A 560-nucleotide genomic window follows, 5' to 3' on the forward strand; every position below is an offset into this window, starting at 1 on the left:
CGCCCATCAGCTTGGCGAACAGGTCGTCGGCGTCGTCGCCGTGTTCGACCTTGACCTGCAGCAGGGTGCGGGCGTTGACGTCCAGCGTCGTCTCCCACAGCTGCTCGGGGTTCATCTCGCCCAGACCCTTGTAGCGCTGGATGGCCAGGCCCTTCTTGCCGGCGTCCAGCACGGCGTTCAGCAGGTCCAGCGGGCCGCGAACGGTCGTGGACTTGTCCTTGCGGCGATAGACGGCAGGCTAGTTGTTCGTCCAGGACGATGGTCTCGGTGACGGCGCGGCGGACACGGCTGAACATGACCCCGCCCTGTTCAGCGCGCGCGCCCGACCACGGACCGTCGCCTTCTTCGGCGTAGAGGTTCAGGCGCTCGGCGGCGCTGCCCGCGCGGCTTTCCAGCTCGCCGCCGCTCTCGCTGAACAGGCCGGCCAGGGCGCTCTGCTCGATGGCGAAGGCCGGAGCCCGCTGCGACAGGCGGTCGACCAGACCCTTGAAGGCCTTGGCCTCGCGGACCAGAGCCTGGAGGTCCAGCCCCATGCGGCGCTCGCCGCCGGCCAGGTCCAG

Annotated in this window: 1 pseudogene; it reads right to left on the reverse strand. The window is 70.0% G+C overall.

Annotated features, from left to right (window positions below):
* Positions 1–560, reverse strand: a pseudogene (locus tag HX774_RS20290) (DNA gyrase subunit B); the annotation flags it as partial.

Origin of the sequence: Brevundimonas sp. P7753, from assembly GCF_013386595.1 — a bacterium.
Lineage (GTDB): Bacteria > Pseudomonadota > Alphaproteobacteria > Caulobacterales > Caulobacteraceae > Brevundimonas > Brevundimonas bullata.